This is a genomic window from Pseudomonas sp. 2VD (assembly GCF_005503585.1).
GTDB lineage: Bacteria > Pseudomonadota > Gammaproteobacteria > Pseudomonadales > Pseudomonadaceae > Pseudomonas > Pseudomonas aeruginosa.
Map to the genome: position 1 here is coordinate 21,164 of NZ_SCND01000001.1, position 22,215 is coordinate 43,378.

21 protein-coding genes are annotated in these 22,215 nt (G+C 66.5%); 14 read left to right on the forward strand and 7 right to left on the reverse strand.

Annotation, left to right across the window (positions count from 1 at the left end):
- Positions 1–25: 25 nt before the first annotated feature.
- The 4 genes from FFS27_RS00080 to gatC form a co-directional block, all read right to left on the reverse strand.
- Positions 26–403, reverse strand: a complete 378-nt coding sequence (locus tag FFS27_RS00080; protein WP_021264159.1) for a septal ring lytic transglycosylase RlpA family protein — start codon at positions 401–403, stop codon at positions 26–28.
- A gap of 59 nt (positions 404–462) precedes the next feature.
- Positions 463–1,923 (reverse strand): Asp-tRNA(Asn)/Glu-tRNA(Gln) amidotransferase subunit GatB, encoded by a 1,461-nt coding sequence (gatB, locus tag FFS27_RS00085; protein ID WP_223699689.1) that lies wholly within the window; start codon positions 1,921–1,923, stop codon positions 463–465.
- Between the two features lie 91 nt (positions 1,924–2,014).
- The gene (gene gatA, locus FFS27_RS00090; RefSeq protein ID WP_009315920.1) at positions 2,015–3,469 is read right to left on the reverse strand and encodes an Asp-tRNA(Asn)/Glu-tRNA(Gln) amidotransferase subunit GatA; all 1,455 of its coding nucleotides are present in this window, start codon (positions 3,467–3,469) and stop codon (positions 2,015–2,017) included.
- Positions 3,470–3,484: 15 nt separating this feature from the next.
- Positions 3,485–3,772 (reverse strand): Asp-tRNA(Asn)/Glu-tRNA(Gln) amidotransferase subunit GatC, encoded by a 288-nt coding sequence (gene gatC / locus FFS27_RS00095; RefSeq protein WP_003094397.1) that lies wholly within the window; start codon positions 3,770–3,772, stop codon positions 3,485–3,487.
- Between the two features lie 239 nt (positions 3,773–4,011).
- Here gatC and mreB point away from each other — a divergent pair, with 239 nt between their 5' ends.
- From mreB to tldD, 8 genes are all read left to right on the forward strand, one after another.
- Positions 4,012–5,049: a rod shape-determining protein MreB gene (gene mreB, locus FFS27_RS00100; RefSeq protein WP_003094393.1), complete on the forward strand. Its 1,038-nt coding sequence runs from the start codon at positions 4,012–4,014 to the stop codon at positions 5,047–5,049.
- A gap of 31 nt (positions 5,050–5,080) precedes the next feature.
- On the forward strand, positions 5,081–6,121 hold the full coding sequence (gene mreC, locus FFS27_RS00105; protein WP_071533941.1) for a rod shape-determining protein MreC: 1,041 nt from the start codon (positions 5,081–5,083) through the stop codon (positions 6,119–6,121).
- On the forward strand, positions 6,121–6,615 hold the full coding sequence (gene mreD, locus FFS27_RS00110) for a rod shape-determining protein MreD (RefSeq protein WP_003094389.1): 495 nt from the start codon (positions 6,121–6,123) through the stop codon (positions 6,613–6,615). Before mreC ends, mreD begins: the two co-directional genes overlap by 1 nt.
- A gap of 89 nt (positions 6,616–6,704) precedes the next feature.
- Complete coding sequence (locus FFS27_RS00115) at positions 6,705–7,310, forward strand: Maf family protein (protein ID WP_003110021.1); 606 nt, start codon at positions 6,705–6,707, stop codon at positions 7,308–7,310.
- Between the two features lie 33 nt (positions 7,311–7,343).
- Positions 7,344–8,801, forward strand: coding sequence for a ribonuclease G (gene rng, locus FFS27_RS00120; protein WP_003094386.1), 1,458 nt, complete (start codon positions 7,344–7,346; stop codon positions 8,799–8,801).
- 14 nt (positions 8,802–8,815) lie between these two features.
- On the forward strand, positions 8,816–12,646 hold the full coding sequence (locus tag FFS27_RS00125; RefSeq protein ID WP_023101554.1) for a YhdP family protein: 3,831 nt from the start codon (positions 8,816–8,818) through the stop codon (positions 12,644–12,646).
- Between the two features lie 48 nt (positions 12,647–12,694).
- Positions 12,695–13,543 (forward strand): carbon-nitrogen hydrolase family protein, encoded by an 849-nt coding sequence (locus FFS27_RS00130; RefSeq protein ID WP_009315924.1) that lies wholly within the window; start codon positions 12,695–12,697, stop codon positions 13,541–13,543.
- Positions 13,544–13,545: 2 nt separating this feature from the next.
- Positions 13,546–14,988, forward strand: coding sequence for a metalloprotease TldD (gene tldD / locus FFS27_RS00135; protein WP_021264162.1), 1,443 nt, complete (start codon positions 13,546–13,548; stop codon positions 14,986–14,988).
- A gap of 30 nt (positions 14,989–15,018) precedes the next feature.
- Here the strand turns inward: tldD and yjgA are convergent, their stop codons facing one another.
- Positions 15,019–15,543, reverse strand: a complete 525-nt coding sequence (gene yjgA / locus FFS27_RS00140) for a ribosome biogenesis factor YjgA (RefSeq protein WP_003094378.1) — start codon at positions 15,541–15,543, stop codon at positions 15,019–15,021.
- Positions 15,544–15,641: 98 nt separating this feature from the next.
- On the opposite strand from yjgA, the gene pmbA reads away from it, so the two are divergent.
- The 6 genes from pmbA (at position 15,642) to FFS27_RS00170 (ending at position 20,955) form a co-directional block, all read left to right on the forward strand.
- The gene (gene pmbA / locus FFS27_RS00145; protein ID WP_003110024.1) at positions 15,642–16,991 is read left to right on the forward strand and encodes a metalloprotease PmbA; all 1,350 of its coding nucleotides are present in this window, start codon (positions 15,642–15,644) and stop codon (positions 16,989–16,991) included.
- A 147-nt stretch (positions 16,992–17,138) separates the two neighbouring features.
- Positions 17,139–17,534: a hypothetical protein gene (locus tag FFS27_RS00150; RefSeq protein WP_003094374.1), complete on the forward strand. Its 396-nt coding sequence runs from the start codon at positions 17,139–17,141 to the stop codon at positions 17,532–17,534.
- Positions 17,527–18,903 (forward strand): class II fumarate hydratase FumC, encoded by a 1,377-nt coding sequence (gene fumC / locus FFS27_RS00155; RefSeq protein WP_023101553.1) that lies wholly within the window; start codon positions 17,527–17,529, stop codon positions 18,901–18,903. Before FFS27_RS00150 ends, fumC begins: the two co-directional genes overlap by 8 nt.
- Before the next feature lie 27 nt (positions 18,904–18,930).
- Complete coding sequence (locus tag FFS27_RS00160; RefSeq protein ID WP_003094369.1) at positions 18,931–19,380, forward strand: hypothetical protein; 450 nt, start codon at positions 18,931–18,933, stop codon at positions 19,378–19,380.
- 12 nt (positions 19,381–19,392) lie between these two features.
- Positions 19,393–20,004 (forward strand): superoxide dismutase, encoded by a 612-nt coding sequence (locus tag FFS27_RS00165; protein ID WP_003098862.1) that lies wholly within the window; start codon positions 19,393–19,395, stop codon positions 20,002–20,004.
- An 18-nt stretch (positions 20,005–20,022) separates the two neighbouring features.
- Positions 20,023–20,955 (forward strand): ZIP family metal transporter, encoded by a 933-nt coding sequence (locus tag FFS27_RS00170; RefSeq protein WP_003120918.1) that lies wholly within the window; start codon positions 20,023–20,025, stop codon positions 20,953–20,955.
- Between the two features lie 96 nt (positions 20,956–21,051).
- Here FFS27_RS00170 and FFS27_RS00175 read toward each other — a convergent pair whose 3' ends face one another.
- Positions 21,052–21,324, reverse strand: a complete 273-nt coding sequence (locus tag FFS27_RS00175) for an HPr family phosphocarrier protein (RefSeq protein ID WP_003094362.1) — start codon at positions 21,322–21,324, stop codon at positions 21,052–21,054.
- A 29-nt stretch (positions 21,325–21,353) separates the two neighbouring features.
- The gene (gene rapZ, locus FFS27_RS00180; RefSeq protein ID WP_003094361.1) at positions 21,354–22,214 is read right to left on the reverse strand and encodes an RNase adapter RapZ; all 861 of its coding nucleotides are present in this window, start codon (positions 22,212–22,214) and stop codon (positions 21,354–21,356) included.
- Position 22,215 lies beyond the last annotated feature (1 nt).

Below are 22,215 nucleotides of genomic sequence, written 5' to 3' on the forward strand. Positions count from 1 at the left end.
GTTCCTGTCGTGGGTAGAAGGTGGCTCAATCCAGCGACTCTATCCGAACCGGCGCCACGCCGCTGCGGATCATACCCAGGCCTTCGGCGGCCTTGCGCGATACATCGATGATCCGCCCGCGGCGGAACGGCCCGCGATCGTTGATCCGCACCACCACGCTGCGGCGGTTGTCGAGGTTGGTTACCCGCACGCGGGTACCGAACGGCAACGTGCGGTGGGCAGCGGTCATTGCGTTGGGGTTGTAGCGCTCGCCGCTGGCAGTACGCAGGCCTGCGTGGCGGCTGCCATAGTAGGAGGCTTCGCCGGTATCCGCGGAACCGCTGCCGGCGAGGCTGGAGCAGCCGGCGAGGAACAGGGGCAGGACGGCGAGGGCGAGGCGCCCGGCGGCGGATGGGGTGGGCATGGACAACAGGCTCCTGGCGGACAAGAAGACGCCGGGCGAACCCGGCGTCTGGCTTTGACTCACGCTTCGAGCTTTTTCTTCAGCAACTCGTTCACCTGCTGCGGGTTGGCCTTGCCTTTCGAGGCCTTCATCGCCTGGCCGACGAAGAAGCCGAACATCTTGCCGCGCTTGGCCTCGTCGGCGGCGCGGTACTGCTCGACCTGCTCGGCGTTGGCCGCCAGCACCTCGTCGAGCATCTTCTCGATGGCGCCACTGTCGGTGACCTGCTTCAGGCCCTTGGCCTCGATGATCTGGTCGGCGGAACCCTCGCCGTTGGCCATGGCTTCGAAGACCATCTTGGCGAGCTTGCCGGAGATGGTGTTGTCCTTGATGCGCAGGATCATGCCGCCCAGTTGCTCGGCGGACACCGGGGACTGCTCGATCTCCAGGCCGTCCTTGTTGAGCAGGCTGCCCAGCTCGACCATCACCCAGTTGGCCGCCAGCTTGGCGTCGCCGCAGATGCCCTGGACCTTCTCGAAGTAGTCGGCCATCTCGCGGCTGGCGGACAGCACGCTGGCATCGTAGGCGGACAGGCCGTACTGGCTCTCGAAGCGTTCGCGCTTCTGCACCGGCAGTTCCGGCAGTTGCTCGCGCAGCTTCGCCAGGTACTCGGGCTCGATGACCACCGGCAGCAGGTCGGGACAGGGGAAGTAACGGTAGTCGTTGGCTTCTTCCTTGCCGCGCATGGAGCGGGTCTCGTCCTTGTTCGGGTCGTACAGGCGGGTTTCCTGGACTACCTTGCCGCCGTCCTCGATCAGCTCGATCTGGCGCTGGATCTCGTGGTTGATCGCCTTCTCGATGAAGCGGAAGGAGTTGACGTTCTTGATCTCGGCGCGGGTGCCGAATTCGGCCTGGCCCTTCGGTCGTACCGAGACGTTGCAGTCGCAGCGCAGCGAGCCCTCGGCCATGTTGCCGTCGCAGATGCCCAGGTAGCGCACCAGGGCGTGGATCGCCTTGACGTAGGCCACGGCTTCCTTGGCGCTGCGGATGTCCGGCTCGGAAACGATCTCCAGCAACGGCGTGCCGGCGCGGTTCAGGTCGATGCCGCTCATGCCCTGGAAGTCTTCGTGCAGGCTCTTGCCGGCGTCCTCCTCCAGGTGCGCGCGGGTGATGCCGATGCGCTTGGTGGTGCCGTCTTCCAGGGTGATGTCGAGATGGCCCTTGCCGACGATGGGATGGTCCATCTGGCTGGTCTGGTAGCCCTTCGGCAGGTCGGGGTAGAAGTAGTTCTTGCGGGCGAACACGTTCTGCCGGTCGATCCGTGCGTCGATCGCCAGGCCGAACAGGCAGGCCATGCGTACGGCCTCCTCGTTGAGCACCGGCAGGGTGCCCGGCATGGCCAGGTCGACCAGGCTGGCTTGGGTATTCGGCGCGGCGCCGAAGGCGGTCGAGCTGCCGGAGAAGATCTTCGATTGGGTGGCGAGCTGTGCGTGGATTTCCAGCCCGATCACGGTTTCCCATTGCATGTGGTGTTCCTCAATCCTTCTGTGCCTGCGCAGTCCCGCTGCCGACCCTGCGGGTCGCCCTCTCCGCGCCGGGAGAGGGGAGGGGACTGCGTGGCGTTGCCATGGCTTAGAAGCCGGCCGGGGTGCGGGTGTGCCAGTCGCTGACCTGCTGGTACTGGTGCGCGACGTTGAGCAGGCGGCCTTCCTGGAAGTAGGGCGCGAGCAACTGGACACCCACCGGCAGGCCGTCGACGAAGCCGGCGGGCATGGACAGCCCCGGCAGGCCGGCGAGGTTGGCGGTGATGGTGTAGATGTCTTCCAGGTACTGGGAAACCGGGTCGTCGTTCTTCTCGCCGATCTTCCAGGCCGGGTTCGGCGTGGTCGGGCCGAGGATCACGTCCACTTCGGCAAAGGCGCTGACGAAGTCGTTCTTGATCAGCCGGCGAATCTTCTGAGCCTGCAGGTAATAGGCATCGTAGTAGCCGGCCGACAGTGCGTAGGTGCCGACCATGATGCGGTTCTTCACTTCGCTGCCGAAGCCTTCCGCGCGCGAGCGCTTGTACAGGTCTTCCAGGTTCTGCGGGGCGTCGCAACGATAGCCATAGCGCACGCCGTCGAAGCGCGACAGGTTGGAGGACGCCTCGGCCGGCGCGATCACGTAGTAGGCCGGGATGGCGTGCTGCATGTTCGGCAGGGAAATGTCCTTCACCGTGGCGCCGAGCGTCTTCAGCTCCTCGACCACGGCCAGCACCGCGTCGGCGATGCGGCTGTCGAGGCCGGCGCCGAAGTATTCCCGCGGCAGGCCGATGCGCAGGCCGCTCAGCGGCTTCTGCAGGGCGGCCAGGTAGTCGTCCACCGGCTGTTCGACGCTGGTCGAGTCCTTCGGATCGAATCCGGCCATCACCCCCAGCATCAGCGCGCAGTCCTCGGCGGTGCGCGCCAGCGGGCCGCCCTGGTCGAGGCTGGAGGCGTAGGCGATCATGCCCCAGCGGGAAACCCGGCCGTAGGTTGGCTTGATCCCGGTGAGGTTGGTCAGCGCCGCCGGTTGGCGGATCGAGCCGCCGGTATCGGTGCCGGTGGCGGCCGGCAGCAGGCGCGCGGCGACTGCCGCGGCGGAACCGCCGGAGGAGCCGCCCGGCACGCGGTCGAGGCTCCAGGGGTTGTTCACCGCGCCGTAGTGGCTGGACTGGTTCGACGAGCCCATGGCGAATTCATCCATGTTCAGCTTGCCGAGGGTAACGGCGCCGGCGGCGGTGAGCTTCTCGACCACGGTGGCGTCGTAGGGCGAGACGAAGTTGTCGAGCATCTTCGAACCGCAGCTGGTGCGTACGCCCTGGGTGCAGAACAGGTCCTTGTGGGCGATCGGCGCGCCGAGCAGGGCGCCGTTCTCGCCGTTGGCGCGCCGTTCGTCGGCTGCCTTGGCCTGGGCGATGGCCAGGTCGTCGGTGATGCTGATGAAGCTGTTGAGCTGGGGATCCAGCTGCCGGATGCGACCGAGCAGGGTGCGGGTCAGCTCTTCGGCGGAAAATTGCTTGTCGGCGAGGGCGCGGGCGATCTCGGCGAGGGTCAATTGATGCAGCATGTGTCCGCGTCCTTATTACTCGATGACTTTCGGAACCAGGTACAGACCTTCTTCCACGGCGGGGGCGATGGTCTGGTAGGCGTCGCGGTGATCGGTCTCGGTGACCGCGTCCGGACGCAGGCGCTGGGTGGCTTCCAGCGGGTGGGCGAGCGGTTCGACGCCGCTGGTGTCGACCGCCTGCATCTGGTCGATCAGGCCGAGGATGTTGTTCAGGGTCTCGGTGGTGCGCGGAAGATCGGCCTCGCTCAGGCCCAGGCGGGCGAGATGGGCGATTTTTTCCACGTCGGAGCGTTCAAGCGCCATCGGGAGTCTCCAGCAAAAGCGGCCTTGGAAGGGCGGCGGGGCGCCATGCGTTATATAAGGCAGGGAACGGATGCCGCGGTCGGCGGTCTAATTCCGCCTGGACGGGCCTTGTGGGGCCGGGAAAAGCCTGCAATTTAGCATATTGCCCGCCTTGCCCAAAATCCCCGTCGTTGTTAGAGTTTGCCGCACTTTTTTACCCGCGTATTTTTCACCCACGCTTCGCCTAGGGTTTCTTTCCCATGTTCAAAAAATTGCGTGGCATGTTTTCCAGCGATCTGTCGATCGACCTGGGTACTGCCAATACCCTTATTTATGTGCGCGAGCGCGGCATCGTCCTGAACGAACCGTCCGTGGTCGCCATTCGCAGCCATGGCAGCCAGAAGAGCGTCGTCGCCGTGGGCACCGAGGCCAAGCGCATGCTCGGCCGTACCCCGGGCAACATCGCCGCCATCCGTCCGATGAAAGACGGCGTGATCGCGGATTTCAGCGTCTGCGAGAAGATGCTGCAGTACTTCATCAACAAGGTCCACGAAAACAGCTTCCTGCAGCCCAGCCCGCGCGTGCTGATCTGCGTACCGTGCAAGTCCACCCAGGTCGAGCGCCGGGCCATCCGCGAATCCGCCCTGGGCGCCGGCGCCCGCGAGGTGTTCCTGATCGAAGAGCCGATGGCTGCCGCCATCGGCGCCGGCCTGCCGGTCGAGGAGGCCCGCGGCTCGATGGTCGTAGACATCGGCGGCGGCACTACCGAGATCGCCCTGATTTCCCTCAACGGCGTGGTCTACGCCGAATCCGTCCGCGTCGGCGGCGACCGCTTTGACGAAGCCATCGTCACCTACGTGCGCCGCAACTACGGCAGCCTGATCGGCGAATCCACCGCCGAGCGCATCAAGCAGGAGATCGGCACCGCCTTCCCGGGCGGCGACGTTCGCGAAGTCGACGTCCGCGGCCGCAACCTGGCCGAAGGCGTACCGCGCAGCTTCACCCTGAACTCCAACGAGGTCCTCGAGGCCCTGCAGGAGTCCCTGGCGACCATCGTCCAGGCGGTCAAGAGCGCCCTCGAGCAATCGCCGCCGGAGCTGGCCTCGGATATCGCCGAGCGCGGCCTGGTGCTGACCGGCGGTGGCGCGCTGCTGCGCGACCTGGACAAGCTGCTGGCACAGGAAACCGGCCTGCCGGTGATCGTCGCCGAGGAGCCGCTGACCTGCGTGGCTCGCGGCGGTGGCCGTGCGCTGGAGATGATGGACCGCCACTCCATGGACCTGCTCTCCACCGAGTAAGGTGGCGAGCATCGTCGCCTAGGAGCGGATCATCAAACCGCTATTCTCCAAAGGCCCGTCGCTGGGCGTTCGCCTGTTGGTGCTGGCCGTGCTGTCGGTCAGCCTGATGGTGGTGGACGCCCGGTTCGACTATCTGGAGCCCGTCCGCAGCAAGCTGGGGATGGTGCTCACGCCTTTCTACGGCCTGGCGGAAATGCCGGTGCGCGCCTGGGAAGGCGTGCGCGACCAGTTCAGCAGCCGTAGCGAGCTGATCGCCGAGAACGAACGCCTCAAGGCCGAGTCCCTGCTGATGCAGCGCCGGGTGCAGAAACTCGCCGCGCTCACCGAGCAGAACGTGCGCCTGCGCGAGCTGCTCAATTCCGCCGCGCTGGTCGACGACAAGGTACTGGTCAGCGAGCTGATCGGCGTCGATCCGAACCCCTTCACCCAACGCATCATGATCGACAAGGGCGAGAACGACGGCGTCTTCGTCGGCCAGCCGGTGCTCGATGCCAGCGGCCTGATGGGCCAGGTGGTCGAGGTGATGCCCTATACCGCGCGGGTCCTGCTGCTCACCGACACCACCCACAGTATCCCGGTGCAGGTCAATCGCAACGGCCTGCGCGCCATCGCCGTCGGCACCGGCAATCCCGAGCGCCTGGAATTGCGCTACGTCGCCGACACCGCCGACATCAAGGAAGGCGACCTACTGGTCAGCTCCGGCCTGGGGCAACGCTTCCCCGCCGGCTATCCGGTGGCCACGGTCAAGGAAGTGATCCACGATTCCGGCCAGCCGTTCGCCGTGGTGCGCGCGGTGCCGACCGCGAAGATGAACCGTAGCCGCTACGTGCTGCTGGTGTTCAGCGACAGCCGCACCCCGGAACAGCGCGCCAACGACGCCGCCGAGGCCCAGGAAGAGGCGGACAAGAAAGCCGCCGCCGGCGCCCAGGCGCCCCAGCCTGCCGCGCAACCGGCCGCCGCGCCGTCGCCGGCCACCCCGGCAGCCCAGGGCGCTGCGCAGCAGCCCGCCGCCGCGCCCGCGCCAGCTCCCACGCAGCCTGCCGCTCCGGCGGCCAACGGGGGGCGCCGCTGATGGCTCGCGCGACTCAAGGTTCGAACAATGTCTGGGTGATCTGGCTGAGCCTGCTGGTCGGGCTGGTGCTGGCCGTAGCGCCGATGCCTACCTTCACCGAGATCGGCCGCCCGCTGTGGCTGGCGATGCTGCTGACCTACTGGGTGTTGCTGCTGCCCGAGCGCGTCGGGATGGTCACCGCCTGGCTGCTCGGCCTGGCCCAGGACGTGCTCTACGGCAACCTGCTCGGGCAGAACGCGCTGATCCTCGGCCTGATCACCTTCCTCGTGCTGTCCCTGCACCAGCGCCTGCGCATGTTCCCGGCCTGGCAGCAGTGCCTGGTGCTGGTGGTGGTCTACGGCCTGGCGCAGCTGCTCCAGCTCTGGCTCAACGCCCTGACCGGCAATCGTCCGCCGACCCTGACCTTCCTGCTCCCGGCCCTGGTCAGCGCGCTGCTCTGGCCCTGGGTGTACGCCCTGCTGCAGTTCGTCCGCCTGCGTCTCAACGTGAGGTAGGTCCGCTTCGCAGCTATGCTGCGGCGGATATCGTCATTCTTCGAAACGGGTGATCGGCGCATCGCCCGACGCGTTTCCCGGGAGCCTCCATGCCGTCGCTGTATCTCGCCTCCGCCTCGCCCCGTCGCCGTGAATTGCTGACCCAGATCGGCGTGCCGCTGTCCGTGCTCGCCACCGCTATCGACGAGTCCCCCTTGCCGAACGAAGCGCCCGCCGCCTACGTCGAGCGCCTGGCGCGCTGCAAGGCGGCCGCCGGGCTGGCTATGCTGGAAGGGCGCGGCGAGGACGGTTGTGTCCTGGGCGCGGATACCTCGGTGGTGATCGACGGGCGAATTCTCGGCAAGCCCGTGGACCAGGCCGACGGGCTGGCCATGCTGGCTGCGCTGTCCGGGCGCGAACACCAGGTTCTCACCGCCGTGGCCCTGGCCGCCGCTGGCGGCGTCGAGGCGCGGGTGGTGGAGTGCCGGGTGCGCTTCCGCCAGGTCGCTCCGGAAGAAGCGCTGCGCTACTGGCAGAGCGGCGAGCCGGCGGACAAGGCAGGCGGATATGCGATCCAGGGCCTCGGGGCGATATTCGTCAGTCGCATCGAAGGCAGTTACAGTGCGGTGGTCGGGCTGCCTTTGTGTGAAACTGCGGAACTGTTGAGGGAATTCGGCATCCCTTGCTGGCAGCCCGTGGGTGGCAACCCGCCGTAACGCCTAACGCGCCGAAATAAGGACAGTGGACGCATGAGCGAAGAGATCCTGATCAATATCACGCCGATGGAGTCGCGCGTGGCGGTGGTGGAAAACGGCGTCCTGCAGGAAGTGCATGTCGAACGCACCCAGCGGCGCGGCATCGTCGGCAATATCTACAAGGGGCGGGTGGTACGGGTACTGCCGGGGATGCAGGCGGCGTTCGTCGACATCGGCCTGGAACGTGCGGCGTTCATCCATGCCGCCGAGATATCCAATCGCGAAGGCAGCGCCGTGGAAAGCATCAGTGCCCTGGTCCATGAGGGGCAGGCGCTGGTGGTGCAGGTGACCAAGGATCCGATCGGCACCAAGGGCGCACGGCTGACCACCCACCTGTCGATTCCTTCGCGCTATCTGGTGTACATGCCGCGCACCAGCCATGTCGGGATATCCCTGCGGATCGAGGACGAAGTCGAGCGCGAGCGCCTGAAGAAGGTGGTGGCCGACTGCGTGGCGGCGGAAGGCATCGAGGGGCAGGGCGGCTTCATTCTGCGCACCGCTGCGGAAGGTGCGGGCGAGGACGAGATTCTCGCCGACATCCGCTACCTTCGCCGGCTATGGGACCAGATTGCCGCGCAGATCCAGACCGTCGGCGCGCCTTCGGTGATCTACGAAGACCTGTCCCTGGCGATCCGTACCCTGCGCGACCTGGTGAACCCGCGGATCGAGAAGATCCGCATCGACTCGCGAGAGAACTTCCAGAAGATCACTTCCTTCGTCGAAGAATTGATGCCGGAGATTTCCGATCGCCTCGAACATTACCCGGGCGAGCGACCGATCTTCGATCTCTACGGCGTCGAGGACGAAATCCAGAAAGCCCTGGAGCGCAAGGTACTGCTGAAGTCCGGCGGCTACCTGATCGTCGATCCGACCGAGGCGATGACCACCATCGACGTGAACACCGGCGCCTTCGTCGGCCATCGCAACCTCGAGGAAACCATCTTCAAGACCAACCTCGAGGCGGCCACCGCGATCGCCCGCCAACTGCGCCTGCGCAACCTGGGCGGGATCATCATCATCGACTTCATCGACATGGAGGACGAGGAGCATCGCCGGCAGGTCCTGCGCACCCTGGAGAAGCAACTGGAGCGCGACCACGCGAAGACCAACATCATCGGCATCACCGAGTTGGGCCTGGTGCAGATGACCCGCAAGCGCACCCGCGAAAGCCTGGTGCAGATCCTCTGCGAGCCGTGCCCCTGCTGCCAGGGACGCGGCATGCTGAAGACTGCGGAAACCACCTGCTACGAGATTTTCCGCGAGATTCTCCGCGAGGCGCGTGCCTACCAGGCCGACTCCTACCTGGTGCTGGCCAACCAGAAGGTGGTGGACCGGCTGCTCGACGAGGAGTCGGGTAACGTCGCCGATCTCGAGGCGTTCATCGGCCGCACCATCAAGTTCCAGGTCGAGGCGATGTACTCGCAGGAGCAATATGACGTGGTCCTGCTCTGAGGCGTATGGCTGAAATGGCGGATGTGGGAAGCCTCGGAACGCGACTGCTACGGATCGTCCTGGGTCTGTGCGCCCTGGTACTGGTGCTGCTGGCGCTGTACGTCAGCCTTGGCCGGCAACTGGTGCCGCTGGTGGCCGAATACCGCCAGCAGCTGGAGGGCGAAGCTGGCAAGCAACTCGGCATGCCGGTGCGGATTGCCGAGCTGACGGGCTCCTGGCGCGGCTTCGAGCCTCTGGTGGTAGCGCGCGACATCCAGGTCGGCGACGGCGAACAGAGTCTGCGCCTGGCGCGGGTGCGGCTGGCGCCGGACCTGCTCGGCAGCCTGCTGGCGCGCCAGGTGCGGATCGGCAGCCTGGAGCTGGAGGGACTCAAGCTGACCCTGCGCGAAGGCGAGGATGGCCAGTGGAGCCTGGATGGCCTGCCGCACAGTGACAAGCCCAGCGATCCCCGGAAGCTCCTGCAATTCCTGCTGCAGACCCAACGCATCTCGCTGCTGGACAGTCAACTGGAGGTGGCGCCGCGGGGAAGCGCAGCGTTGTCGCTCAGCGCGGTCGGCGCGACCCTGCGCAGTTCATCGGTCGGTGGGCAGAGTCTCGATGCCCGCCTGCAACTGCCGGATGGCCAACCTCTGGCGCTGCACGCCGAAGGGCGGATCGACAGCGGGGACTGGCCGCGCAGCAGCGCCAGGTTCTATCTCAGCCTGCCGCAGAGCGACTGGGCGCAATGGTTGCCGGCCGGTCTGACCCAGGAATGGAAGATCGTCCGGGCCAAGGCCGGCGGAGACTTCTGGTTCGACTGGCGCGACGGCAAGGCGCAACGGCTGGTGGCACGGCTGCTGGCGCCGCAGTTGAAGGCCTCGTATGCCGCGCGCAAGCCGGTGGAAATCAACGACCTGGGCATGAACCTGTTTTTCGATCGCGAAGCGCAGGGCTGGAAGGTTCGGGTCGGCGACCTGGCGGCGAATTTCGGCGAGCAGCGCTGGGGCGAGGTGGAGTTGCTGTTGCGTCGCGACCAGCAGAACAACGAGCCACACTGGAAGCTGCAGGCCGACCGCGTCGACCTGACGCCCCTGGTGCCGGCGATAGAAGCGCTGGCGCCGCTGCCGGACGCGGCGGCGGAGTGGGTGGCGGGCCTGAAGCCGAAGGGCATCCTGCACAACCTGAACGCCGATTTCTGGCCGCAGCGGGAGGTGCCCGAGCGGGTCAGCTACGCGACCAACCTGGAAAAGGTCGGTATCTCGGCGTTCCATGAGGTCCCGGCGGTGGAAAACGTCAGCGGCACCTTGACCGGCACCCTGGCCGGAGGCCAGCTCGACGCGTCGGCGCAGGATTTCATGCTGCACCTGGCCAAGGTGTTTCCCGAGCCGTGGCGCTACCGCGAGGCCCGCACGCGGATGTTCTGGAGCCTGGACGACCGTGCCTTCACCCTCGGCAGCCATCTGATGCGGGTCGAGGGCGAGGAGGGCCGCCTGGCCGGCGACATGCTGATCCGCCTGATGCGCGATCCCGGCGCTGAAGACTACATGGACCTCCAGGTCGGCCTCAGCGACGGCGACGCGCGCTTCACCGCCAAGTACCTGCCGACCCAGTTGCCGGGAATGAACAAAAGCCTGGCGAACTGGTTGAAGACGGCGATCCGCAGTGGCCATGTCGAGCAGGGCTACTTCCAGTGGCAGGGCTCGCTGAACCGTGGCGCGGCGGCCGAAGCCCACGTCATGAACCTCTACTTTAAGGTCCGCGACGGCGAGCTGGCCTACCAGCCCGGTTGGCCCGCCTTGAGCAAAACGGTCGGCGAGGTGTTCGTCGAGGATTCCGGAGTCCGCGTGCTGGCCTCCAGCGGGAATCTGCTGAATTCCCGGGTCAGCGACGTAAAGGTCGACATACCTCTCGGCCGGCCGGGACAGACGCCGCACCTGTATGTGGATGGCGCCGTCGACAGTAACCTGAAGGACGGCATCAAGCTGCTCCAGGAAGCGCCGATCCCGACCCGCAAGATCTTCGCCGGCTGGGAGGGCGACGGGCCCTTGCAGGGCCACCTGAAGCTGGATATTCCACTGGACCACGACGAGGCCGGCAAGACCGGGGTGGTCGTGGATTTCTCCACCGTGGGCGCGACCCTGAAGATGCCCAGTCCGAAGCTGGATATGAGCGAAGTGAAGGGCGACTTCCGTTTCGACCTGGCCAAGGGCCTGAGCGCCCCGGCGGTGCAGGCCCGGGTGCTGGGCAGCGAGGTACGCGGGCGGATCGTCGCCGAGGGGCGCGGCGATGCGCGCACGCGCTTGCTGCTCAACGGCCAGGTGGCGGTCAAGTCGCTGAGCGACTGGCTCGGCGCTGGCCAGCGTCCGTTGCCGGTCTCGGGACGCCTGCCGTTCCAGCTCAACCTGCTGCTGGATGGCAAGGACAGCCAGTTGCAGATCGATTCGGATCTCAAGGGCGCCGTCGTCGACCTGCCGGCGCCGTTCGGCAAGACGGCCGCCCAGGCGCGGCCGACCCAGTGGCGGATGACCCTGGATGGCGCCGAACGGCGTTACTGGGCGCGTTACGACGGCCTCGCCAGCCTGGCCTATGCGGCCCCGGCGGACAAGCCGCTGAACGGACGCGGCGCCCTGCGCCTGGGTGGTGACCCGGCGCTGCTGCCCTCGGCACAGGGGCTGCGGGTGCGCGGGCGTCTGGCGGAACTGGACTGGGACGCCTGGCAGGCCACCCTGAAGCGCTACGGCAATGGCGACCAGGCTGCCAGTAGCGCTGCGGGCCTGCTGCGCGGCGCCGACCTGCGCATCGACAGCTTCAAGGGCTTCGGCCAGGAGCTGAAGAACCTGACCGTCGACCTGGCCCGCCAGGAGCGGGCCTGGCAACTGGTGCTGGTCAGCGACCTCGCATCGGGGCGTCTGGTCCTGCCGGATGCCAGGGGCGCGCCGATCGTGGTCGATCTGGACCGCCTGAACCTGCCGAAGTCGACCCTTCCCGACGAGAACAAGGTGGAGGACTCGGACCCGCTGGCCGCCGTCGATCCGCGCAGCCTGCCGGCGGTAGACGTGAAGATCGGCCAGGTCGCCCTTGGCGGCCAGCCGCTGGGCGCCTGGAGCCTGAAGGTACGGCCGGGCAGCAACGGCGTGGCGTTCAACGACCTGGACCTCGACCTGCGTGGCCTGCACGTCAATGGCAGCCTGCGCTGGGACGGCAGTCCGGGCAATACCCGCAGCACCTACCAGGGACGGATCGAGGGCAAGAACCTGGCGGATGTGCTCAAGGCCTGGAATTTCGCGCCGAGCGCCACCAGCGAACGTTTCCGCATGGATATCAACGGCCAGTGGCCGGGATCGCCGGCCTACATGGCCCTGAAGCGCTTCAGCGGCAGCATGGATGCATCGCTGCGCAAGGGGCAGTTCGTCGAGGTCGAAGGCAGCGCCCAGGCGCTGCGAGTGTTCGGCCTGCTCAATTTCAACGCGATCAACCGCCGGCTGCGCCTGGACTTCTCGGACATCCTCGGCAAGGGACTGAGCTATGACCGGGTGAAGGGGGGTCTCTCCGCCACCGACGGCGTCTACATCACCCGCGAGCCGCTGAAGCTGGAAGGGCCGTCGAGCAACCTGGAGTTGAACGGTACCCTGGACCTGGCTCACGATCGGATCGACGCCAAGCTGCTGGTGACCTTGCCATTGACCAACAACCTGACCCTGGCGGCACTGATAGTCGGCGGTCCGGCGGTCGGCGGCGCGGTCTTCGTCGTCGACAAGCTGCTCGGCGACCGGGTCTCGCGCTTCGCCAGCGTGCAATACAGCGTCAAGGGCCCCTGGCAGGATCCGAAGATCAGCTTCGACAAGCCATTCGAGAAGCCCCGCTGAGCGGCGCCCGGGCCGCGACGCGGCGCTTTCGTCCGCGAGGAGGAAACCATGTCCATTGCCGTGATCCAGATGGTCAGCCAGGACGACGTGACGGCCAACCTGGCCGCCGCCCGTCGCCTGCTGGAACAGGCCGCCGAGGGCGGGGCGCGGCTCGCCGTGCTGCCGGAAAACTTCGCCGCCATGGGCCGGCGCGACCTGGCCGAGCTGGGGCGCGCCGAGGCGCGGGGGAACGGGCCTATCCTGCCGTGGTTGAATTCCGCCGCTCGCGACCTCAGGTTGTGGATAGTCGCCGGAACGCTGCCGCTGCCGCCGGAGGGGCAACCCGAGGCGAAGGCGAATGCCTGTTCGCTGCTGATCGACGAGCACGGAGAGCGGGTCGCCCGCTACGACAAGCTGCACCTGTTCGATGTGGACGTAGCCGATGCGCGGGGCCGCTATCGTGAATCCGACGACTATGCTTTCGGTCAGAAGATCGTGGTGGCGGATACGCCGGTCGGTCGCCTTGGCCTGACGGTCTGCTACGACCTGCGTTTTCCGGAACTCTATACCGCGCTGCGCGAGGCCGGCGCAGAGCTGATCACAGCGCCGTCGGCGTTCACCGCGGTGACCGGAGCGGCGCACTGGCAGGTGCTGGTCCGCGCCCGCGCCATCGAGACCCAGTGCTACCTGCTGGCGGCCGGACAGGGTGGCGTCCACCCACGGGGCCGGGAGACGTTCGGCCATTCGGCCATCGTCGATCCCTGGGGCCGGGTCCTGGCCGAGCGGCCGCAGGGCGAAGCGGTGCTGCTGGCGGCGCGCGACGCCGCAGAACAGGCGGATATCCGCCGGCGCATGCCGGTGGTGGCGCACAGACGATTTTTCCCGCCTGCCGAACCGCGGCCGGCGCGTACGGAGTGAATATGAGCGAGTTGTTGTCATCCGTCAGCCAGCAATTGCTGGCCCCCGGTGGTCTGGAACTGGACAGCCTGCCCGGCATTCTTCATGAACTGAACGGCCCGGGCATCGATGCCGCCGACCTGTATTTCCAGAGCCAGGTCTCCGAGTCGTGGATGCTCGAGGACGGCATCGTCAAGGAAGGCAGCTTCAATCTCGACCAGGGTGTCGGGGTACGCGCGCAGTCGGGCGAGAAGACCGGCTTCGCCTATAGCAATGCGATCACCGCCGAGGCGTTGAAACAGGCTGCGGTGGCGGCCCGTTCGATTTCCCGTGCGGGACAGAACGGCAGCGTGCAGGCGTTCAAGGCCGTGGCGCCGGCTCGCCTGTACGCCGGCGAGAACCCGCTGGACGTGCTCAGCCGCGCCGAGAAGGTCGAGTTGCTGAAGCAGATCGACGCCGCTACCCGTGCGCTCGATCCCCGCATCCAGCAGGTCACGGTGAGCATGGCCGGCGTCTGGGAGCAGATCCTGGTAGCGGCCAGCGACGGTTCGCTGGCCGCCGACATTCGTCCGCTGGTGCGTTTCAACGTCAGCGTGATCGTCGAACAGAATGGCCGACGCGAACGCGGCGGCCACGGCGGCGGCGGTCGCACCGACTATCGCTATTTCCTCCAGGAGGATCGCGCCATGGGCTACGCCCGCGAGGCCCTGCGCCAGGCACTGGTCAACCTCGAGGCGATTCCCGCGCCGGCCGGCACCCTGCCGGTGGTGATGGGCGCGGGTTGGTCCGGGGTCCTGCTCCACGAAGCGGTCGGCCACGGCCTGGAGGGCGACTTCAACCGCAAGGGCAGCTCCGCCTACAGCGGCCGGATCGGCGAAAAGGTCGCCTCGAGCCTGTGCACCATCGTCGACGACGGCACCCTGGCCGGGCGTCGCGGCTCGCTGAGCGTGGATGACGAAGGCACGCCGAGCAACTGCAACGTGCTGATCGAGAACGGCGTGCTCAAGGGCTACATGCAGGACAAGCTCAACGCCCGCCTGATGGGCGTGGCGCGCACCGGTAACGGCCGCCGCGAGTCCTACGCGCACCTGCCGATGCCACGCATGACCAACACCTACATGCTGGCCGGCGAGAGCGATCCGCAGGAAATCATCGCCTCGGTGGAGAAGGGTATCTACTGTGCCAACCTCGGCGGTGGCCAGGTCGATATCACCAGCGGCAAGTTCGTGTTCTCCACCAGCGAGGCCTACCTGATCGAGAACGGCAGGATCACCACCCCGGTGAAAGGCGCCACCCTGATCGGCAACGGTCCGGAAGCGATGAGCCGGGTATCCATGGTCGGCAACGACCTGGCCCTGGACAGTGGCGTGGGAACCTGCGGGAAGGACGGTCAGTCGGTGCCGGTCGGCGTCGGCCAGCCGACCCTGAAGATCGATGCGATCACCGTCGGCGGCACCGGCGCCTGAGGCATGGCCCGGGCGCCGGCGCGACGAAACCTAGCGCAGGCCGCGCTTGGTTTCGTCCAGTTCGCGGATGTACTTGAACACTTTGCGTGCGGCGGCCGGCGGTTTGTTGTGCGCGGCCTCGTGCTGGGCGTGGCGGACCAGGCCGCGCAGGTGCTGGCGATCGCACTCGGGGAACTCCCCGACGAAGGCGTCGAGCGCTGCGTCGCCGCCGGCGATCAACTGGTCGCGCCAACGTTCGAGGGCATGGAAACGTTCGTTGTACTGGCGGGTGGAGGAGTCCACCTGGTCGATGAGGGCGACGATGGCGTCCACGTCCTGGTCGCGCATCAGTTTGCCGATGTACTGGATATGCCGTTTGCGGGCGATGTGCGCCTTGTGCTTCGGCGCCTCGAGCAGCGCCTTGCGTAGCGGGTCGGTGAGCGGCAGGCGCTCCAGCAACTGCGGTTGCAGGGTGGTCAGGCGCTCGCCGAGGTCCTGCAGGGCATGCAGCTCGCGTTTGATCTGCGACTTGCTCTTCTCTTCGAATTGCGAGTCGTCGTCGTGAAATTCAGCCATGGTGGTGGTCCAGTGGAAAACGCCGCCATGATAACGAGTCAGGGGCCGCTTGTCCGGCCCGGCCGCGTGGGCGGCCACGTCAACAGGAGAGTCAACAGATGAGTCTACATGCCGCGGCAGTCGGTCCCTCCGTGCTTCCGGACCTTCGCGAGCAGGTCGAGCAGATCATCGCCGAGGCCCGCCGCCAGGGCGCCAGTGCCTGCGAAGTGGCGGTGTCGCTGGAGCAGGGCCTGTCCACCAGCGTGCGCCAGGGCGAGGTGGAAACCGTCGAGTTCAACCGTGACCAAGGTTTCGGCATCACCCTCTACGCAGGCCAGCGCAAGGGTTCGGCGAGCACCTCGGCGACCGGCGAGGCGGCCATCCGCGAGACGGTGGCGGCGGCGCTGGCGATCGCCCGCCATACCTCCGAGGACGAATGCGCCGGTCTCGCCGATGCCGCGTTGATGGCCCGCGAGTTGCCCGAGCTGGACCTCTATCATCCATGGAGTCTGAGTCCCGAGCAGGCCGTGGAACGTGCCCTGGCTTGCGAGGCAGCGGCGTTCGCCGCCGACAAGCGGGTGACCAAGGCCGACGGCACCACCCTGAATACCCACCAGGGCTGCCGGGTATACGGTAACAGCCACGGTTTCATCGGTGGTTACGCCAGCACCCGGCACAGCCTCAGCTGCGTGATGATCGCCGAGGGCGAAGGACAGATGCAGCGTGACTATTGGTATGACGTCAACCGCCGTGGCGAGGCCTTGGCCAGCGCCGAGTCGATCGGCCGGCGCGCCGCCGAGCGCGCCGCCAGCCGACTGGGCGCGCGGCCGGTGCAGACCGCCGAAGTGCCGGTGCTGTTCGCTCCGGAAATCGCTGTTGGCCTGTTCGGCCATTTCCTCGGGGCGATCTCAGGCGGCAGCCTGTATCGCAAGTCATCCTTCCTCGAAGGCGCGCTGGGCCAGCGCCTGTTTCCCGAGTGGCTGAGCATCGACGAGCGGCCGCACCTGGTCGGCGCGCTCGGCAGCGCCAGCTTCGATAGCGACGGCCTGGCCACCTACGCCAAGCCATTCGTCGAGAACGGCGAGCTGGTGTCCTATGTCCTGGGCACCTATTCCGGGCGCAAGCTCGGCCTGCCGAGCACGGCCAACGCCGGCGGCGTGCATAACCTGTTCGTCAGCCATGGCGACGAGGACCAGGCCGCTCTCATACGCCGGATGGGGCGTGGCCTGCTGGTCACCGAGTTGATGGGGCAGGGCGTCAACCTGGTGACCGGCGATTATTCCCGCGGCGCCGCCGGCTACTGGGTTGAGAACGGCGAGATCCAGTTCCCGGTCCAGGAAGTCACCATCGCCGCCAACCTGCGCGACCTGTTCCGCCGTATCGTCGCGGTCGGCAAGGACATCGAACGGCGCGGCAACCTGCATACCGGTTCTGTACTGGTCGAGTCGATGATGGTGGCCGGGCGCTGAGGCCGGGTTTCCCTCTGTAGAACGCCAGCGCTCGTCGCTGGCGTTTTCGTTTCCGCCTGTTCGATTGTCCGCCTCTATGGGGACCATGCTTGTCTTTTGCTAAGAAGAAAACAATAATCAATCTCATTATCGTCTGGTGAGGTTGCCATGTCCTTCGAGGCGCACGACCCGCAAGCATTGGATCACTGGTACTGGCTGGGCACGCAGATCCGCTGCGCGCTCGATCCCGACGAACCGCGCCTGCTCGACCAGTACCTCGGCGAGGCGCGCTATCTCGCCGGTTGGGAAGGTGTGGCCGCCTGGCCGCTGTTCGAGAAAGCCTACAACCTCCTGCTCGATACCGGTCGCGATCCGATATTGCCCTGGCACTGGCGCAGCCTCTGCCTCGACTACGCCTACCGGCCCCTCTGCGAACTTCAGCGATTGACCACCAACGGCAGCCAGCGGCGACGGCTGCGCCAGCTCTCCGTACGAATGGCCAGGCAGGACCTGGCGCCGTCGATGAGCTTCGATCACCCGCAACAAGGAAACCAAGATGACTGACACCCGCATCGAACGCGACAGCATGGGCGAGCTGGCGGTCCCGGCCACCGCCCTCTATGGCGCCCAGACCCAGCGCGCGGTGAACAACTTCCCGGTCAGCGGCCAGCGCATGCCCCAGGCCTTCGTCCGCGCCCTGCTGCTGGCCAAGGCCGCGGCGGCGCGGGCGAACGTCTCCCTGCAGCAACTGGATGCACCGATGGGCGAGGCGATCGCCGAGACCTGCCTGCAGTTGCTGCAAGAGGATTTCATGCAGCATTTCCCGGTGGATGTGTTCCAGACCGGCTCCGGCACCAGTTCCAACATGAACGCCAACGAAGTGGTGGCGACCCTGGCCAGTCGCCGCCTGGGCGGCAAGGTCAATCCGAACGACCATGTGAACTGCGGGCAGAGCAGCAACGACATCATCCCCTCGACCATCCACATCAGTGCCGCCCTCGAGATCAGCGAACGCCTGCTGCCGGCGCTGCGCCACCTGGAGCAGACTATCCAGAGCAAGGCCGGCGAAGTGCATGCCTATGTGAAGACCGGCCGCACCCACCTGATGGATGCGATGCCGGTACGCATGAGCCAGGTGCTCGGTGGCTGGGCGCAGCAGGTGCGACAGGCTGGCGTGCACATCGAGAGCGTACTTCCTGCCTTGCAGCAGTTGGCACAGGGCGGCACCGCGGTGGGCACCGGGATCAACGCCCATCCGCGGTTCGCCGAACGTTTCAGCCAGGAGCTGAACGACCTGACCGGGTTGGCGTTCCGCCCCGGCGACGACTTCTTCGCCCTGATCGGTTCGCAGGACACGGCGGTCGCTGCGTCCGGCCAGTTGAAGACCCTGGCCGTGACCCTGATGAAGCTGGCCAACGACCTGCGCTGGATGAACTCCGGGCCGCTTGCCGGGCTCGGCGAGATCGAGCTGGAAGCGCTGCAACCAGGCTCCTCGATCATGCCCGGCAAGGTCAACCCGGTGATCCCGGAGGCCAGCGCGATGGTCGCCGCCCAGGTGATCGGCAATGACGCCGCCATTGCCGTCGCCGGCCAATCGGGCAACTTCGAACTGAACGTGATGCTGCCGCTGGTGGCGGACAACCTGTTGCACAGCATCCAGTTGCTGGCCAACGTCAGCCGGCTGCTGGCGGACAAGGCCATCGCCAGCTTCAAGGTCAACCAGGGCAAGCTCAGCGAGGCGTTGGCGCGCAACCCGATCCTGGTCACTGCGCTGAACCCGATCATCGGCTACCAGAAGGCTGCGGAAATCGCCAAGCAGGCCTATCGCGAGGGACGGCCGATCATCGATGTGGCGCTGGAAAACACCGATCTGGACCGTGCGCGCCTGGAGGTGTTGCTGGATCCGGAAAAACTCACGGCTGGCGGCCTCTGAGGCCGCCCCACCACTGGAGGTACCGCCATGCGTCATTGGCAACGAACGATCGAACAGGGCAACCGCTGTTTCGTCACCGGCGCATTGATCGATGCGCGTGAGCACTACCTCCATGCCCTGGCCCTGGCCCAGGTGCTGCTGGAACGCTGGGGCGACGCCGACGAGGCGGTGATGGCGTTCGTCATTTCCCATCACAACCTGGCCGACTTGCACCTGCAACTGGAGCAACCGGAGGAGACCGCCGAATACCTCTGCGCCTGCCACGAGCGCCTGTTGCGTGTCAGCGCCGACCAGAAGCTGCCGCTGGCCCTGCGCCAGGCGGCCCAGCATCACAGCCGGCGCACCTATGTCGAACTGCTGTCGTTCATCGGCGAACACGGTGCCTATCCGCGCACCGAGCGCCTACTCAAGGGACCGCCGAACGCGGAGGTCCGACCCGAGTTCCTCGCTCCGCCCCCCTCACTTCGCTATCACTGACGGAGAGTTTCCATGCCCCACGCCTTGCCGCCCTTGCCCTACGCCTACGATGCCCTGGAACCGCACATCGATGCGCTGACCATGGAGATCCACCACAGCAAGCACCACCAGACCTACGTGAACAACCTGAACGCCGCGCTGGAAGGCACGCCCTATGCCGAGCAGCCGGTGGAAAGCCTGCTGCGGCAACTGGCTGGTCTGCCGGAGAAGCTGCGCACCCCGGTTGTCAACAATGGCGGTGGGCATGCCAACCACTCGCTGTTCTGGACCGTGATGTCGCCCCAGGGCGGTGGCCGTCCCGATGGCGACCTGGGGCGGGCCATCGATGAGCAGCTCGGGGGCTTCGAGGCGTTCAAGGATGCGTTCACCAAGGCTGCGCTGACCCGCTTCGGCAGCGGCTGGGCTTGGCTCAGCGTGACTCCCCAGGGCAGCTTGCTGGTGGAGAGCAGCGGTAACCAGGACAGCCCGCTGATGAACGGCAATACGCCGATCCTCGGCCTGGACGTATGGGAGCACGCCTATTACCTGAAGTACCAGAACCGCCGCCCGGAATACATCGGCGCTTTCTACAACGTGATCGACTGGCGGGAGGTCGCGCGTCGCTATGCGCAAGCCCTGGCCTAGTGTTACCCGTGATGCGAGATGGCTGGCCGGCAGCCTGGCGGTGCAGCGATGAAGGCGTTGCTCCATGGCATCGCCGAAGGTAACGGGCGGACGCTGCGCAACCTGCTGGGCCTGCTGATCTTCATCGGCGGCGGCTACCTGCTCGGCCGCCACGCGCTGTTGCTGGCCGAGCTCAACCTGCCGGCGCCCATCGTGCTGGCGTTGAAAGGCGGCCTGCTCTGCGCCTTCGGTACCGCTCTCGGGGCGATGCCGGTGCTGGTGGTGAAGACCATGCCGGCGCGCCTGTCGGATGCGCTGCTGGGCTTCGGTGCCGGCGTGATGCTCTCGGCGACGGCCTTCTCGCTGATCATGCCGGCGCTATCCGCGGCCGGCGACCTCGGCTACTCGAAGTTCGGCGCGGGGTTCCTGGTCAGTTTCGGCCTGGCGGTCGGCGTGATGGGGCTGTTCATCCTCGGCCGGCTGATGCCGGACGTCCATCCCGGTTGCGAGGGCGCGCCACTGTCCGGTGGCATTCCCCCGCGCATCCTGCTATTCGTCACGGCCATCGTCCTGCACAACATCCCCGAAGGCATGGCGGTTGGCGTGTCGGCCGGTGCCGGCCTGGACGAGGCCAACGGCCTCGCCCTGGGCATCGCTCTGCAGGATGTGCCGGAAGGGCTGGTGGTGGCGCTGGTGCTGGCCGGAGTCGGTATGTCGCGTTTCAAGGCGATGCTGGTCGGTGCCGCGTCGGGCCTGGTCGAGCCGCTGTTCGCGGTGCTCTGCGCCTGGCTGGTCGGCCTCTCCGCGCTGCTCCTGCCCTGGGGGCTGGCCGCCGCGGCGGGAGCGATGCTCTTCGTGGTCACCCACGAGATCATTCCCGAGTCCCACCGCCAGGGACATGCCGCCGAGGCTACGCTGGGCCTGGTGTTCGGCTTCTGCCTGATGATGGTGCTGGATACCGCGCTGGGCTAGGGGACTCATCCGACCCGCGCTGAATTGACGCCGGCCGCAATCGCCGGAAAGGAAAAGCCGCCAGTTGGCGGCTTTTTCGTTGTCGCTGGGAAGAGGCTACTCGCCTTCGTCGAAACGGTTGTTGATCAGTTCGACCAGCGCGTTCAACGCCTCGTCTTCCTGTTCGCCTTCGGTATGCAGGTGCAGGTTGGTGCCCTTGCCGGCAGCCAGCATCATCACGGCCATGATGCTCTTGCCGTCGACGCAGCTTTCAGGATTGCGGCCGACCCGGACCTGGCAAGGGTAGCGCCCCGCGACGCCGACGAACTTGGCCGCCGCGCGGGCGTGCAGGCCGAGCTTGTTGATGATGGTGATCTCGAGGGCTGGCATCTTGGGGAGTCTGTCCTTCTTGTTATGGGCTAGCTGCTGAGATCGCGGTGGCGAATCTGCACGTTCTTCAGGGAATCCCTGAGTGCAGCGCCAATCCGCTCGGCGAGGTAGACCGAACGATGGTGCCCGCCGGTACAGCCTATCGCAACTGTTACATATGAGCGGTTACTGGCGGCGAAGCGCGGCAACCATTTGTTCAGGTAGCCGACGATGTCCTGGTACATTTCCTCGACGTCCGGCTGGGCGGCCAGATACTCGCGGACTTCCGGCTCCAGCCCCGAATGATCGCGCAACTCGGGCTTCCAGTAGGGGTTCGGCAGGCAGCGCACATCGAACACCAGGTCGGCGTCGACTGGCATGCCGCGCTTGAAGCCAAAGGATTCGACGAGGAACGCGGTGCCGGGTTCCGGCTTGTTCAACAGGCGCAGTTTGATGGTGTCGCGCAACTGATAGAGGTTGAGGCTGGTGGTGTCCAGCTTCAGGTCGGCGAGGTCGGCGATCGGTCCGAGCAATTGGCTCTCGTCGCCAATCGCCTCCGCCAGCGAACGGGTGTCGGTGGTCAGCGGGTGGCGCCGGCGGGTTTCCGAGAATCGTTTGAGCAGCGTCTCGTCGTCGGCGTCGAGATACAGCACATCGCAGTTGATGTGGTTGTCCCGCACTTCCTGCAACAGTTCGGGGAAGCGCTGCAACTGGCTGGGCAGGTTGCGGGCGTCGATCGACACCGCCACCTGTGGCTGCAGTAGCTCCGTGTGCAACAGGGCGCGCTGCGCCAGGTCGGGAAGCAGGCTGGCGGGAAGGTTGTCGATGCAATAGAAGCCGTTGTCTTCGAGGACGTTCAGGGCGGTGCTCTTGCCCGAGCCCGAGCGGCCGCTGACGATGATCAGGCGCATG